General features: G+C 52.8%; 16 protein-coding genes. 7 read left to right on the top strand and 9 right to left on the bottom strand.

From position 1 onward, the window contains the following. The first annotated feature begins 117 nt into the window (after positions 1-117). On the top strand, positions 118-1,236 hold the full coding sequence (mazG, locus tag IGQ16_RS06915; RefSeq protein ID WP_367116117.1) for a nucleoside triphosphate pyrophosphohydrolase: 1,119 nt from the start codon (positions 118-120) through the stop codon (positions 1,234-1,236). Here mazG and IGQ16_RS06910 read toward each other — a convergent pair. From IGQ16_RS06910 to trxA, 3 genes are read right to left on the bottom strand one after another with little or no spacing between them, the layout of a single operon-like run. Continuing rightward, positions 1,233-2,981 carry an ABC transporter substrate-binding protein gene (locus IGQ16_RS06910; RefSeq protein WP_297060728.1) on the bottom strand — a complete coding sequence of 583 codons (1,749 nt, stop codon included), beginning with the start codon at positions 2,979-2,981 and terminating at the stop codon, positions 1,233-1,235. The two genes, mazG and IGQ16_RS06910, sit on opposite strands and share 4 nt — an antisense overlap. Continuing rightward, positions 2,981-3,202, bottom strand: coding sequence for a sulfur carrier protein ThiS (gene thiS, locus IGQ16_RS06905; RefSeq protein WP_024125728.1), 222 nt, complete (start codon positions 3,200-3,202; stop codon positions 2,981-2,983). The genes IGQ16_RS06910 and thiS overlap by 1 nt, the downstream gene beginning before the upstream one ends. 31 nt (positions 3,203-3,233) lie before the next feature. Beyond that, positions 3,234-3,557, bottom strand: a complete 324-nt coding sequence (gene trxA, locus IGQ16_RS06900) for a thioredoxin (RefSeq protein WP_024125729.1) — start codon at positions 3,555-3,557, stop codon at positions 3,234-3,236. 214 nt (positions 3,558-3,771) lie between these two features. Here trxA and psaX point away from each other — a divergent pair, with 214 nt between their 5' ends. Continuing rightward, a complete protein-coding gene (gene psaX / locus IGQ16_RS06895) occupies positions 3,772-3,882 on the top strand; it encodes a photosystem I protein PsaX (RefSeq protein ID WP_081711791.1) in 111 nt (36 codons plus the stop codon). A gap of 50 nt (positions 3,883-3,932) precedes the next feature. On the opposite strand, the gene IGQ16_RS06890 is transcribed toward psaX, so the two are convergent. The 3 genes from IGQ16_RS06890 to IGQ16_RS06880 form a co-directional block, all read right to left on the bottom strand. Next, on the bottom strand, positions 3,933-4,301 hold the full coding sequence (locus tag IGQ16_RS06890; protein WP_297060726.1) for a YccF domain-containing protein: 369 nt from the start codon (positions 4,299-4,301) through the stop codon (positions 3,933-3,935). 50 nt (positions 4,302-4,351) lie between these two features. Then, on the bottom strand, positions 4,352-6,013 hold the full coding sequence (locus IGQ16_RS06885) for a mechanosensitive ion channel family protein (protein WP_051372849.1): 1,662 nt from the start codon (positions 6,011-6,013) through the stop codon (positions 4,352-4,354). A gap of 75 nt (positions 6,014-6,088) precedes the next feature. Next, positions 6,089-6,823, bottom strand: a complete 735-nt coding sequence (locus tag IGQ16_RS06880) for a glutathione peroxidase (protein WP_297060723.1) — start codon at positions 6,821-6,823, stop codon at positions 6,089-6,091. A 68-nt stretch (positions 6,824-6,891) separates the two neighbouring features. Here IGQ16_RS06880 and IGQ16_RS06875 point away from each other — a divergent pair, with 68 nt between their 5' ends. Further along, on the top strand, positions 6,892-8,709 hold the full coding sequence (locus IGQ16_RS06875) for an HMA2 domain-containing protein (RefSeq protein WP_297060721.1): 1,818 nt from the start codon (positions 6,892-6,894) through the stop codon (positions 8,707-8,709). A gap of 18 nt (positions 8,710-8,727) precedes the next feature. On the opposite strand, the gene IGQ16_RS06870 is transcribed toward IGQ16_RS06875, so the two are convergent. Continuing rightward, positions 8,728-8,904, bottom strand: a complete 177-nt coding sequence (locus tag IGQ16_RS06870) for a hypothetical protein (RefSeq protein WP_024125734.1) — start codon at positions 8,902-8,904, stop codon at positions 8,728-8,730. 398 nt (positions 8,905-9,302) lie between these two features. Here IGQ16_RS06870 and speY point away from each other — a divergent pair, with 398 nt between their 5' ends. Next, the gene (gene speY / locus IGQ16_RS06865; protein WP_297060720.1) at positions 9,303-10,466 is read left to right on the top strand and encodes a deoxyhypusine synthase; all 1,164 of its coding nucleotides are present in this window, start codon (positions 9,303-9,305) and stop codon (positions 10,464-10,466) included. Here speY and IGQ16_RS06860 read toward each other — a convergent pair. Both IGQ16_RS06860 and IGQ16_RS06855 read right to left on the bottom strand, forming a co-directional pair. Further along, positions 10,463-11,209: a metal ABC transporter ATP-binding protein gene (locus IGQ16_RS06860; RefSeq protein WP_024125736.1), complete on the bottom strand. Its 747-nt coding sequence runs from the start codon at positions 11,207-11,209 to the stop codon at positions 10,463-10,465. The two genes, speY and IGQ16_RS06860, sit on opposite strands and share 4 nt — an antisense overlap. Then, positions 11,206-12,144 (bottom strand): metal ABC transporter substrate-binding protein, encoded by a 939-nt coding sequence (locus IGQ16_RS06855; protein ID WP_024125737.1) that lies wholly within the window; start codon positions 12,142-12,144, stop codon positions 11,206-11,208. The genes IGQ16_RS06860 and IGQ16_RS06855 overlap by 4 nt, the downstream gene beginning before the upstream one ends. Before the next feature lie 71 nt (positions 12,145-12,215). On the opposite strand from IGQ16_RS06855, the gene IGQ16_RS06850 reads away from it, so the two are divergent. From IGQ16_RS06850 to IGQ16_RS06840, 3 genes are all read left to right on the top strand, one after another. After that, a complete protein-coding gene (locus tag IGQ16_RS06850; protein WP_297060719.1) occupies positions 12,216-13,394 on the top strand; it encodes a peptidylprolyl isomerase in 1,179 nt (392 codons plus the stop codon). A gap of 52 nt (positions 13,395-13,446) precedes the next feature. Further along, positions 13,447-14,340, top strand: a complete 894-nt coding sequence (locus IGQ16_RS06845) for a glycosyltransferase family 2 protein (RefSeq protein WP_297060717.1) — start codon at positions 13,447-13,449, stop codon at positions 14,338-14,340. Positions 14,341-14,758: 418 nt separating this feature from the next. Next, positions 14,759-14,900: sugar phosphate nucleotidyltransferase (locus IGQ16_RS06840; protein WP_297060806.1), on the top strand; the 142-nt coding region annotated here is incomplete at its 3' end.

The raw sequence follows: 14,900 nt of genomic DNA, 5'->3' as shown, positions 1-14,900 counted from the left end.
AAAAACCTTCAATCCTGCCTTTGGTGATCGATCCAGTCCAGCTAGCCATGTGGTTAAGACGGGGGAGACCCCTAGCACTGGGGCCAGAAAATTGGCGATGATAGGCAAGCAATAGTCATGCAGCGTCCAGTCATTCCGCCTATGGCCATGCCCCTCACTGTCTTGCCTGCCACAACTGTTTTGACAGAAGCGATTCAATTGCCTCAGGGCGGCTTGATTACGGAGATTCCGACGCTGGCGATCGCCCACCGTTTGGCACAGCAGTTGCGCCGCCATTGGCCCTTGGAGACGCCCTTAACGCTGATTGATGCCCAACACCAGAGTATCCCCCTGACCCTTGGGGAATTGGCGGAGCTCACCGATGCCAACTGTCCTTTACAGCTCTATGTGCCACCCCCCTTGCCAGAGGCCTTGACGCAATTTCAACGCCTGATTGATGTGGTTCGAGAGCTGCGCCATCCAGAGCGAGGCTGTCCTTGGGATTTGCAGCAAACCCCAACCAGTCTCCTTCCCTATGTTCTTGAGGAAGCCTATGAAGTGGTACATGCCCTGCAGGAGGGAAATGCGGCGGCGATCGCCGAAGAATTGGGAGACCTGTTGCTTCAAGTTGTTCTCCAGAGCCAACTTGCCCAAGAAGCCGGCCAATTTACCCTTGCTCAAGTCCTTCAAGGAATTACCGAGAAACTGATCCGTCGCCATCCCCATGTCTTTGGTGAAGTAGCACTCACCACTGCTCAAGAGGTGCGTGACCAATGGGAGCAAATCAAAGCGGCTGAAAAAGGTAGCGAAGATCCCCTCCCCCTGAGTCAAAAGCTGCAACACTATGCCCGTACCCTCCCACCCCTGATGGCAGGGATGAAAATTGGTGAGCGAGCGAGTCGCGCTGGCCTAGACTGGCCGACTATTAGCGGTGCATGGGAGAAATTTTACGAGGAACTGGCGGAGTTTCAGGAGGCGCTTTTGCAAGGGAATGCTGAGCAACAGACTGCGGAATTGGGAGACCTCCTCTTTAGTGTGATTAACCTCGCCCGCTGGTGCCAACTGGATCCTGTTAATGCCCTGCAACAAACCTATCAACGCTTTATTCAACGCTTGGCGTGCATTGAGGCGGCTATTGATCGCCCCCTGGAGACTTACACCCTAGAAGAACTAGAAGTCCTCTGGCAACAGGCCAAAGTACAGTTAGCCACAGACAGCGAGGCAAGCCCTAGAGAACCTGACTCTGAAGGGGCCTAATCCGCTGCCGCCATTGCCACTTTCAGTTCATCGAGATTCCACAGGGCACCCCCCAGGGCGGTGGGATTCGCGCCAATGACATGATTGCGAAAAGCGGTGAGGGAGAGGGGATTCACCAGGTAGATAAAGGGGAGATATTCCTGAGCCAGGCGTTGGGCTTCAGCATAGATTTGCTTGCGTCGTTCTAGATTTAGCTCCTGGGCGCCTTGGACATACAGATCACTGATGCGCTGCTCCCAGTCAGCGACGACTCGCCCCGTAATGGGTGGTTGATTCGGTGACGGTTGCTGATTGAATGTATGCAAAAGGCCATCCACGCGCCAGATATTGGCCCCGCTATTGGGTTCATTGCCCCCCCCGGTAAAGCCGAGGATATGGGCTTCCCACTCTAGGGAATTGGAGAGGCGATCTACGAGGGTACCAAAGGCCAAAAATTGCAGATCCACCTGCATGCCGATCGCCCCTAAGTCCTGCTGAATTTGCGTTGCTATTGCCTCACGGATTTTGTTGCCCGCATTAGTTATCAGGGAAAAGCGGACGCGGTTCCCCTTGGCGTCAAAGAGGCGACCTTGATCGTCGTAGCGGAAGCCTGCCGCTTGGAGTAATGCCTTGGCTTTGGCCACATCGTAACTGTAGGTGGGCAGCCCCTGTGCCGGCGAGAAGTAAAAGGGACTTTGGACGGGAATCGTTGAATGTTGGGGCGCCCCTAGACCTTGGTAGATGTTGTTAATCATCCGCTGGCGATCGAGGGCATAGGCCACTGCCTGACGGAACCGCACATCATTAAACCACTCGGACTTCACGGGATCCACCAGCGGCTTGCCGTTGCGCCGACCGCGATTGAGATTAAAGCAAAGGAAGAGGGTGTTGGGACTTGGCCCACTATTGTAGATGGTGAACTGGCCGCGCTTTTCCTCGCGTTTCAAAAGGGCAAACATCTCAGGGGTGACGGCAAATAAATCCAGGCCGCCTGAGCGAAACTGCAGCATGGCGGTGTCGGTGGATTCCACAATTTGCCAAATAAAGCGTTCCAGATGGGGCAGCGGCGATCGCCAATAGAAGGGATTGCGGCGAAAAATCAACCGCTGGCCATTCACATAGCGATCCATGACAAAAGGGCCATTGCCGACAATTTGCCGCGGGTCGGTGTCTGTGCCCCACATAGACAGGAACTTCAACCGCCCTTGGCTATCCCGCTGTCGTACCGCTTCCCGCAGCAGATGGGCGGGCAAAATCGGCAATCCAGCATTGCGTAAAAAAGGAGCAAAGGGTTCCGGGAGCTTAAAGGTGACTTGGCGATCGCCTTGGGCGGTCACTGCCGGCAGCAGCCCCTTCTGGCCAATGCGGAGAATATCGCGGCTACTGGTGGGAATCTCAGGATTGAAGTAGATTTCATTGTAGGTAAAAACCACATCCTCACTGGTGAGGGGCACACCATCCGACCATTTCAGATTCGGCCTGAGTCGAAAGACAATCTCGAGGGTTTCCGGCTTAATTTCCCAAGACTCAGCAAGGGCAGGCTCTAGTTCACCCGTGAAGCCATTTTCTTGAATTAACCCTGTGTAGAGATAGCCAAAGACATTGGGGGATTCTTGGCTCAGGGCATAGTTAAAGGTTTTCGGGTCTGAGGTGACGGCGGTCACCAATTGGTTGCCACGGGGCGTAATCAGCCCAGCACAGCTTCCAAGGCTAAGGGTGCACAGATAAACCAGCAGCGCAATCAGAGGCCATCGCCACCAGCGCATCAGCCGCCACCGACAATTGTGACAATTTCCAAGCGATCGCCCGCCTGTACATAGGTCGTTTCCCAAAACTGCCGATGTAAAATCTCACCATTGTATTCAATGGCAACCAGGCGGGGGTGAATATTCAGTAGGTTGCAGAGTTCTGGAATCGAGAGCGATCGCCTCAAGGTGTGAGGAGTGCCATTGACATGAATGAGGATCGCTGGCTCAGCAGGAACCATGGCTGTAGGGGTAAATTCAACCTAATTCAACCTACAGGAACTGGGCAAGAGTCGCCTCAATTTTGGTTTTTGGCACCGCGCCTACTAAAATATCCACCTTTTGGCCACCCTTAAAAATCATCAGCGTCGGGATACTGCGAATGCCAAAGTCAGTCGCCACCTTAGAGTTTTCGTCAGTATTGACCTTGACGACCTTGACTCTGCCCTGATACTCATTGGCGATTTCATCAACGACGGGTGCCACCATGCGGCACGGCCCACACCAAGGTGCCCAGAAATCCACTAACACAGGAATATCGCTATTTAATACTTCTTGTTCAAAGGTGGCATCTGTAACGGACAATGCACTAGACATAAGCAGAACCCTTATCGCGAATCAGCAACCTTAAAAATATACTCTAGCAACTTTTAGGCTGACCTTGGGCTTTGGATTGTTTTTTAACTTTCCAGACCCTGGGCAGTCTAGCTCGTAACTAGGTTTGATTGGCAGTATATCACGTCTCCCTCCGCGGACAGGAGACTATCGGCATATAATAAAGTTACTGTTTTCTATCACGAGGATGTCAACTATGGCAACAAAATCTGCAAAACCCACCTACGCTTTCCGCACCTTCTGGGCTGTGCTACTGTTAGCCATTAATTTCTTGGTTGCCGCCTACTACTTTGGCATCCTCAAGTAGGACTTTAGACTAAGTATCGAGGGGGCACCCTAGCCCCCAACGATTCACACTCACCTCAACTCGCGGCCAAAGGGCAGTAATCCTAAAATCATGAGTTTGAAGTGCTGCTGCGCAAAGGGTAGGCCAATAATGGTCACCGCCAAGAGCAACCCCCAAAAGAGGTGATTCAGGGCAATGCCCCAGCCCACGACCAAAAGCCACAGAATATTAAAGATCATCGTTAGAGTGCTATTGGCATCAGGCGCCTCAACAATGTGCTTGCCAAAGGGGAGGAGCGTACTCCAACCCAGTTGAATGGCTTTAATCCCAAAGGGGATGCCAATGATCGTCAGGCACAGCGTCACACCGCCAAGCATATAGCCAATGCCCGTGAGGAAGCCGCCAAAGATCAACCAAATGAGATTGCCAAGAAGACTCATGAGCCGCTGCTCCAAACATTGCTTAGGCCCACTCTAGCAGCCACCTGGTGCTATTTGGGTAGCCTAATGCGGAATCCGGGGGGAAGATAGTCGTCCCCTAAGTAGGTGCTGGGAATCGTGCTGGTGTTGCCATCCCGCAGTGCTAAATAGCTCGGCGACATGATTTCAATACCTGCTTCATTGCAGGCATCTTGGAGGTTTTGATGCAATTCAGAAAGGGTATAGCGCAGCTCCTGCCAGTTACGGGTGTAAACATTCAGCTCATAGGCGATGTGGTAGTCATTTAGGGCAGTTTGCAGAACAAAGGGGGGAGGATCGTCAAGGATGTTGGCGGTGCGGCGGCCCGCCTCAATCATGACCTTATAAACATCGCGCCAAGGGACATCATAGCCAAGGGTAATCGTGGTTTGCACAATCAGGGGCTGACCCATTTCCCGAATGGCCACAGCATAATTGATGACCGTGTTGTTGAGCAGTGATGAGTTGGGGACTGTAATCACTTGATTGTTGAAGGCACAAATGCGGGTGACAAGGAGTGTTTTTTGTACCACAATCCCCTTGACATCGCCGATTTGGATGAGGTCGCCCACCTGAAAGGAGCGAGTATAGATGAGAATGACGCCGCCCACCACGTTGGCGATCGCCGAGGTGGAACCCAAGGAAAAGAGAATCCCCAAAAACACAGAAATACCTCGGAAGGCTGGGGAATCAAAGCCGGGTAAGTAGGGAAAGACAACGACTGCCGCCAAGGCAATAATTAAAATTTGCAGTAAGTTATAGGTGGGTTTTGCCCAATCGGTATAGAAACCGGGGATGACGAGGCGTTCACTTTCAATCGCGCTAAAAATTGCCCGCACCCCTTTCAAGAGGTAATAGGTGATGGCAACAATGATGGCGATCGCCACCAAATTAGGGAGATAGTTCCCAATACTCGTGAGAATAAATTCAAGGGAACCCAAGAAGTGATTGAGAAAATTCTTGCCAAAGGTGCGCGTCCAAGGAAAGAGATTAAAAACAAACGTCAGGTACAGATAGAGAATAAACAACAGCAGCGCTAGTCGGCTCAACTGCAATATCCGCAATAGCCAACGCTCAACCTTTTCCTGAGAAATAATCTCAAAATTTTGCAGGCGCAAGGGGGGAATCCGCTCCCCACCCCAGCGGCTCACCGGTGGGAAAATCTTACCAGAGATGCGAACCACCACCGAATAGAGCATCAGCGTAAGAATCGTTGCTAAAACCGCAAAAATAGTATTTTTGAGCAGGTTTTGGGGAACCCGATCTTGGCGATAACGGGTAATGGCCTCACGAATGTGCTGGGCCAGTTCAATCGCTACTTCTTCTTGACTTTCTAGGCGATTGTCAACATCCGCTTTTGTAATGGTAATGAGGGGGCGGTTTCCTTGAACAACCGTAACATTATCGCGATCGCCCCCTCTTTTGATGGTAATGCTGTCAACGGGGATATCTTCATCCTCTGCCACTTGTCGGATACGGTGTTGAATCGCTGCTGCCCGCTCCTCGGGGGTAAAGGAACCAACCCCTTCGCGCACCTCAAACAAAACTTCGCCATCGAGGGTAACTGCGTATTCCTGAATCTCAGCCGGGGCTGGGGGGGCTTGGGCATCTTGCGCCATTAGAGGCCACGGTGTCTGCCCCGCCACTAGCAAAAAAGTAAACAGCAGGCAGAGGAAAAAGCGGGGCTTTGTCATAGATGGCGGGGATGCAGGCAGTTCATTCTCCATTTTGGGTAAAATCCTTGCCTGCCGCTGCTTTAGCCAAAATCCTTAACAATCGGTGGCCAAGTATTCCGCCAGCGCCTCAGAACCGCCAATATATTTGCCATCAATAAAGACTTGGGGAACTGTGGTTGCGCCGGTAATGGCTTGGAGCGATCGCAGGCTAGCCCCCTCACCGATGACAATCTCATCGTAGTGAATGCCCTTTGCCGCAAGCATCGTTTTGGCGTTGGCGCAGTGGGGACAGCCCCGCTTCGTAAACAGGGAGACCCATTGCCGCTTGTAGCTGGGGTTGAGGTAGCAGAGCATCGTTTCCGCATCCGAGACCTTAAAGGGGTCGCCGGGTTCTTCCGGTTCAATGAACATTTTCTCAATGATGCCATCCTTCACCAGCATTGAATAACGCCAAGAGCGTTGACCAAAACCAAGGTCTTCCTTATCCACGAGCATTCCCATGCCGGCGGTAAATTCACCATTCCCATCGGGAATCAGACGCACATTCTCTGCCTGCTGGGTTTTGCTCCACTCATTCATGACAAAAGCATCATTGACAGAAATGCAGAGGATATCATCCACGCCACATTCACGAAACAGAGGTGCCAATTCGTTGTAGCCGGGGAGATGGGTTGAAGAACAGGTGGGCGTGAAGGCACCCGGCAAAGCAAACACGACAACTGTTTTGCCATTGAACAGATCATTGGTGGTCACATTGACCCATTGATCGCCTTCGCGGGTGCGAAAGGTAACTTCAGGAACACGTTGGCCTTCACGGTTGGGTAGCATGGTGGAATCCTCTACATAATGTTGCTTTCTAAAGCGTAGTCGTTATGACTTTGTTTTGTCAAGTTGTTATGGAACAGCAAATTGTTCATGCCACAACAGGGCGGGTGCGCTTTCGAGTGCCGCGTGTGCAACGGGATCCTGCCTATGGAAAGTTATTGGTGCAGTTGCTGGAGTCTTTGGCGATTGTTGAGCAGGTGCGTCTCAATCCGCAGGCGGCGACAGTGGTGGTGCAGTATCAGCCCCATTTGCTCGATGAGGCGGCAGTCTATGAACGTTTGAAGCAGTGTTTTGAACAGGCAATGGTGGCCGTGCCGCAGCCCTTTCCGGACAGTGCGGCTCCTGCGGAGGCGATCGCCCTTGAAGACTACGAAGCACAGGTAGAGGCGGATGCTCGCCTTGAAACCGATTGGGAACGCTTGGGGCTGCCCTTGGTGGCCTTAGGGGTCTCCCTCCTCAGTGCGCCCTTGGAATTGCCCTTCGCGGTTGTTGGGGCTACGGTCTTGGCCAGTGCTTGGCCTTGGTTTCAGCGGGTGGGGCATCAGATGAGTCAGGGGCATCCCCCCAATGTAGATCTGCTCGATAGCCTTTGGATGGTACTGCATACCGTCAATGGCCAGTTCTTAGCGCCTGCATTGAAGACCACGTTGGCCGGGGCACGGGCAGATGTGCGCGATCGCCAGCGACGGCAACAGATGGATCGATATCCCAGTGTCTTGATGGCTCACTATGAACACCTGACGGTGGAACGTCAAGGTCACTGCCTCAGGATTGAAACTCAGGAGTTGCAAGCTGGGGATCTGCTGTGGTTGCAGCCCGGGGATGTTGTGCCTGCGGATGGCCGCGTTGTGGCTGGATTGGCGGAGGTGGAGCCTGCCCATTTTGAACCCTCCCGACAGGTGTGGATCTGCCGCCCCGGCGATGCCCTCTATGCAGGCTGTCAAATTCTCACGGGACAGGTTCAACTGTGGGTGATCCGCAGCGGTTGGCAAACGCGCCTTGGTTTGATGACAGATCTGCTGCACACTGAACCGGTCTATGACAGTGCCCTTGCCCACCAACAGGGAGAATTTGCCCGCCATGCGGTGCTGCCAACGCTTGCCCTGAGTGGTGCCCTCTGGCTGACGACAGGTGCCTACGGACCAGCGATCGCCCCCCTACAGTTTGACTTTGGCAGCGGTGTGCAGCTGTCACTGCGGACGGTGATGCTCTCGGCACAGGTATTCGCGGTGCAACAGGGGGTGTATCTACCCACTGCCGGTACTTTAGAACAACTGGCGCAACTGGAGAGCTTGGTGATTGATGCTCGCGCCGGTCTTCCCCAGCCTCAACAGGCCCACATCCTGATTCAGCAATTGCGACAGCTTGGCCTTGATATCTATCTGCTTCAAGATCAAGGTAGGCCCCTTGAGGGGACCACAGAGGTCACGGGCGATCGCCTCCCTGATCTTCAGGCCTATCTGGTGGGTAAGCGGCGGCGGGTCGGCTGGATCAGCTTTGGTGAAACCTGTTCCTGTCCTGAACCCACATGGTTACCGATTCGCTGGCGGCCCCCTACCTTTGACCCCAATGCCAAAGTGGTTGTTCTTTTGGACGGCGACTGGTCTGCCCTTGGCCGTGGCATTGCCATTGCCCGCGATGCCCTAGAGCGAACCTATCAAAATGTGGCCTTGATTGCTCTGCCAAATTTAGCGGTTACCTTTGGCGGCCTGTTTTTGGGCTTGCATCCTGTGGTCAATGTCGTCACCAACAACGCTACTGCCTTTATTGCTGAGTTTTGGCATGGAAACTCAACCCAGTTTCGTACCGCCCTATTGCCAAGCGTGTCAACGACCGTCCCCCTGCAACCGCTGCCCCTAGAATCCCCTCAACTGGCGGTGGCCCCATAGAGGGAAGGCCTCCAGGGGCTAATAGCGCTGCTTCAAAAATGTGAGAACCGACCAAAGCCCCGTAAACCAACTGCCAAGGGCGAGGGTTAGGAAAATTCCCCCCGGCAGCATCGTCAGCCAACCGATTCCTCTTAACGCGTAGAGAATGAGGAAGATGCTAAAACAAGCCGCAAAAGCATAATAGGCGGGGCGCACGGCAAATTCGGTAATGAAGTGTTATAGTGATCTCGTAATGTAAGGGCATGGGACTTGTCAACAGTGAAACAATTGACGTTGATGGGCTATCCCAACATCGCAACTTGGTATCTCGAAATGGGGTTGCGCCAACGGCGAGCAGCCATCCCTGCACTGTCGGTTGTGGATAATTGCGAAGGACCGAGTATGAACTGATCGGCCTGCAACTGGAGGTTCACACCCTTGTGAACTGGGTCGATCAGAAGTGTTGAGCGTGTTCATCACTGTTATTGCACTTCAAGTTTTTAACAACTTCAACCAATTAGACACCCCTCAGCGGGCTCAATGGTGCTGCGGTTAGGAATGTTCCTGCCTAAGTGGCTATGCCTGCTGTGGAATTAGTTTGCGAGGAACGACCGATGTCTGCATTTGCTACCCCCATTACCCCCGCACCCATTCCCGACAACATCAGCTTAACAGAACTTATTGACAAATACTTCACCGCCTATAACTCAGCACGGCTACGGGAAATTTGCCAACTCCTGAGTCAACGGGTGTTTCAGCCAGAGGTGACGGTTGGCCTGAGCCTCTCAGGGGCGATGACCCCCACGGGGTTGGGCATCTCAGCCTTAGCGCCTTTAGTGCGGGCTGGCTTTGTCGATTACATTATTAGCACTGGGGCAAACCTCTACCACGATATTCACTATGCCCTAGGCATGGATCTCTATGCGGCCCATCCTTTTGTCGATGATGTGCAACTGCGCAAGGAAAGCAAAATCCGCATTTATGACATTATCTTTGACTACGATGTGCTCCTGGAAACCGATGCCTTTTTGCGGCAGGTGCTGCGCAGTGAAACGTTCCAACGCCGCATGGGTACAGCTGAGTTTCACTATCACTTGGGGCGCTATGTGCGCGAACTGGAGGTGCAGCGGGGACAGCCCCATTCCTGTTTGTTGGCCACGGCCTATGAGTGCGGTGTGCCCATTTACACCTCCTCCCCGGGGGATAGCTCCATTGGCATGAATGTGGCGGCGATCGCCCTCGAAGGGTCGAAACTGATGATTGACCCTGCCATTGATGTCAATGAAACCGCAGCCATTGCCTACTTTGCCCGTGAAGCCGCTGAGGGCAAAGGCAAAAGTGCCGCCTTGATTATTGGTGGTGGGAGCCCGAAAAACTTCCTGCTGCAAACCCAGCCGCAAATCCACGAAGTGTTGGGGCTCGAGGAACGGGGGCACGATTACTTTATCCAGATTACCGATGCCCGTCCGGATACCGGTGGCCTGTCGGGTGCTGTGCCCAGTGAAGCTGTCAGTTGGGGTAAAGTGGATCCCCAAGGGTTGCGGGATACCGTCGTTTGCTACACCGATAGCACGATCGCCCTCCCCATTCTCACCGCCTACTGCCTCAATCGCTGTCAACCCCGTCCTCTGAAGCGGCTCTACGATCGCCGCGGCGAAATGGTCGAGCGCCTCCAGCAGCTCTACCTGCAAGCCCAACTTCAGCACAAGGTGAAGGAGCTGCCCACTGAAGCGCCTGTAGCCACCTATCCCTGTGGTACGCCGATTCGTCGCCGTTAGTCCCAGCGCCGGGGGATCCTCAGGGATCCCTCGAAGGCGCGCGCTAGATTTTCTGGCGTAAATACTTCACTGGTGCGGCCATAGGCTAGGATACTGCGGTTCACCAGCACCACCTGATCACAGAAGGTAGTCATCGAGGAGAGATCGTGGGTAGAGATGAGAATTGTGTGCCCTTTCTCCCGCTCTGCCATGAGGAGAGCAATCATCAGTTTCTCCGTTTTCACATCCACACCTGCAAAGGGTTCATCCAAGAGCAACACCTGTGCTTCTTGGGCAAAGGCCCGAGCAAGAAACATCCGTTTCTTTTGACCGCCGGAGAGTTCGCCAATTTGGCGCTGCCGCAAGGGCCAGAGTTCCACCTGCTCTAGGCTTTCCTGTACCCGTTGGCGATCGCGCCCCCTCGGTTGGCGCAGCCAGTTCATCTTGCCGTAGCGTCCCATCATCACCACATCCCAGACCCGCAGCGGAAATTGCCAATCCACATCTTCACTTTGGGGCACATAGGCCACAAGGGACTGCCGTTGTACCTGCTGGCGGGGTAATCCATGAATGCGCACCTGACCTCGGATGGGCTTGACAAATCCCATGATGGCCTTGAAAAGGGTGGATTTACCGGCACCATTCATGCCCACAACCCCACAGATCGTGCCGGCGGGCAGTTGCAGCGTTGCCCCATGGAGGGCAAGATGGCGATGATAGGCCACCGTTACATCTTGTAAGTCAATGGCAGGGCTAGAAATCATGGGGTTGTCCTCCCGCTGAGACCACGGATAAGGGTGTTGATGTTGTACTTGAGTAGGTCAAGGTAGGTCGGGGCATTCCCCTCAGGGGGTGATAGGGAATCCACATAGAAAATGCCAGCAAATGTAGCGCCAGACTCCCGTGCCACCTGTTGTTGGGGATTTGCATTGACGGTACTTTCGCAAAAGACAGCGGGAATCTGTTGCTGTCGCACAATGTCAATCACCCGCGTAATTTGGCGGGGTGTCCCCTCCTGATCGGCATTCACTGGCCAGAGATACACTTCCGTCAGGTCATAGTCTCGCGCCAGGTAGGAGAAGGCACCTTCACAGGTGACAATGTAGCGTTTGTGGGCAGGAAGGGTAGCAAGGGCCTGACGTAGCTCCTGATCAAGGGCGCGAATTTGGGCTTTGTAGGCTTTGGCATTGGCGGCATAGATCTCGGCGCCAGCAGGATCGAGGTCTGTGAGAGCCTTGCGAATGTTTTCAACGTAAATCAGGGCATTTTGGGGGGACATCCAGGCATGGGGGTTGGGTTGTCCTCGGTAGGCATCCTCTTGAATGGGAATGGGGCTAATTCCCTTTGTGAGCGTGACACGGGGCACATTCGGTAGGCTGTTGTAGAAGCGATCGCCCCACCGCTCGAGGCCAAGGCCATTTTCTAAAATGAGGGCGGCTTCCTGTCCCCGCACCAGGTCACTGGGGGTAAATTCATAGCCGTGAACTTCCGCTCCCGGTTTAATCAGTGACTCTACCCGCAGGCGATCGCCCGCCACCTGCTGCGCCATATCGGCAAGAACTGTAAATGTGGTCAGCACTAAGGGGCGTTCATCCCTATGGGTTTGGGTGGGGCGGGTTTCTTGGCGATTCTCCGGGGCTGGGACTCCACACCCACCCAGCAAGAGAATTCCTATCAGCAACCAACTCAGACCCCGCATGGTGGGCAATCTTTCATAATCCTTTCATAATTCTCAGCCTAACACAGGATGCTGCGGAAAATGAAGGAAAAATGAAAAGCTCCCCCTTGGAGGGCGATCGCCCCGTCCGATACACTGAGGGGAGACAGTCATGGGAAGAAATGGTGAAACGACGCAAACGCTGGTTCGCTCTTTTGGTGATACTCCTCCTCTGGTTGGGCACCTTCCTGTTGCCGCCGCTGGCGATCGCGCTGCCTGTTGAACCTCCACTAATTGCTGCCCTGCCCCAAGGGAATGCCATTACTGATCCCAAAGCCCTGCTCCGTTGGGCCTTACCTATTGACAATCCAACGGTGCGAGAACTGCAAAAGGATCTGGAACAAATCTCTTTTTGGGTGCGGGGCAAACAGTGGTCAAAAATTGCCAGCAACATCAGCAAGGCGAAAACTATTATCCGCGATCGCGCCGATGAACTCCTCCAGAGGATCCCTGCCGAGAAACAGGAAGCGGCCAAAACCCTCTTAGCAGAGTTAGAGACTTCCCTCGATACGCTTCAGGAAGCCGCCAAAGCCAAAGATCGCAGCCAACTCTTACCCGCTAAAGCCGCCGCCCTCGACAAAGTGGGGGAGTTGGAGGCCATGATGGTGCAAAACTTTAGCTACACCCCTCCCAAAGGCTATGAGCACTTGCCGCGATTGTTGGGTCGCGCCACTGTAGAGATGGAAACTAGCAAAGGCAAGCTCACAATAGTTGTCGATGGCTACAGCGCCCCCCTGACCGCTGGCAACTTTGTGGACTTGGTACAACGCCACTTCTACGATGGCCTACCCTTTACCCGTGCTGAGGAATCCTATGTGCTGCAGGCAGGGGATCCACCGGGACCAGAGGTTGGCTTTATCGATCCCAAGACCAATCAATACCGCGCCATTCCCTTAGAAATTCTTGTGGAGGGAGATAAGTATCCCCTCTATGGCATTACCCTTGAGGATGCGGGTCGTTACCTAGAACACCCCGTGTTGCCCTTTTCCGCCTATGGTACGGTTGCCCTAGCGCGTCCCAACGATGATCCCAATGGTGGTTCGTCGCAATTTTTCTTTTTGCTCTTTGAACCTGAACTGACCCCAGCAGGATTAAATCTCTTGGACGGCCGTTATGCTGTCTTTGGCTATGTTGTCGAAGGAGAAGAAACTCTGCGGCAACTGCGCCAAGGGGATAAAATTCTCTCAGCCAAGGTTGTAGATGGACTTGAACATCTGGTGCAGCCCACCTAGGCTCCCTACTAATTAAAACAGCGTGAAAAGTTATTCAGTGACTAGGGGTATTGTGAACAATCAGCCAAAATTACTTGATCCCTCAAGCATTGCTCCCACCCGACCAAAACCACGACTAAGCATCGGCATGCCAGTATATAACGGTGCCAAATTTATTCGTGACGCTCTCAATTCATTGTTAGGGCAAAGCTTTACCGATTTTGAACTGATCATCTCAGATAATGCCTCAACGGACGAGACCGAGGCCATCTGCCGAGAATACGCAGCAAAAGACAGCCGGATAAGGTATATCCGCCAAACGCACAACATGGGTGCAGCTGCCAACTTTAAGTATGTTCTAGATCAAGCAGTTGCCGAATACTTCATGTGGGCCGCTGCAGACGATGTATGGGATAGGGATTGGATTGCTGCACTCTTGCCTATAGCCGTTGAAAATTCTTGCCTTGCATTCGGCAGTATCCGAACGATAGATGAAGTCGGTAACGTAATTAGCCACCCTGCAAGCAACGGCACTTTCACTTATTCTGGAAGTAAACTATTGCGTCGCCTAAAGTACGCACTAGAGCCTAATTTTTTGGGAAAAGCCAATCCAATCTACGGGATTTTTCCAAAAAAAATTATAAGCGATGACGCAATGAACATCCTTTCCTCGGGACTCTATGCTGCCGATACGCATTTCTTGTACTATATCCTAGGGAAGTGCAACATTAAGTCAACTAAAGAGGTGTTTCTCTATAAGAGAATTCACAATGTATGTTCTAGCAACCGAGAATATTCAGATCTTGACCGTGCTGTCGCTAACTTGAGAGGTTACGGAGTGCAGAGTAGCATCCTCGAGCGTATTCTTTTGGTGTCTCTTCTGCCAGTTGCTCCGCTTGCACGACTTTACGGTATGTTCGTCCAGGTGAAGCGCTATATTGCTATATTGAAGACGCGATGTTTTTGAACTCTAAGGTATGATCATTATCATTGCTCAGTTGTACTGCAGAATTGGCACCCAGATGTTTCAGTACGCAGCAAGATTGACCTTAGCGCTCCAGAAAATGTGCCATTGCGCTTCGAGACTTGAATGGCTTGACCGACTGTGTTTGAACTGGGGATTGAATTTGGGCTGCGTATTCAGCCTTGATTTCCACACTTAAACCCATTGAGACGCAGCAGTTGCTTGATCTCTCTGTGCGCCCACTGGTACAGCCTCTGTTCGATATGACCAAGCCCAACGGCATGTCGAGAAAGGTCTTGGATATAAGTCGGTCATAAATCTCGTCGTATTCTTGTGCTGATGTCCTTTGCTTCCCTCTACTAACGGGTCTATTATATCATATTGATGCATATTGATGCTACACCGATTAAGCAAATCAATAATGAAAGCTGTTATTCTTGCCGGTGGCTTAGGCACCCGCATCTCTGAGGAAACTCATCTTAAACCAAAGCCGATGATTGAAATTGGTGGTAGGCCCATTCTGTGGCATATCATGAAAATCTACGCCGCCCACGGTGTAAACG

The sequence above is a fragment of the Thermosynechococcus sp. M3746_W2019_013 genome (genome assembly GCF_015296045.1).
Classification (GTDB): Bacteria; Cyanobacteriota; Cyanobacteriia; order Thermosynechococcales; family Thermosynechococcaceae; genus Thermosynechococcus.
This window is presented reverse-complemented; position numbering and strand designations above follow the sequence as displayed.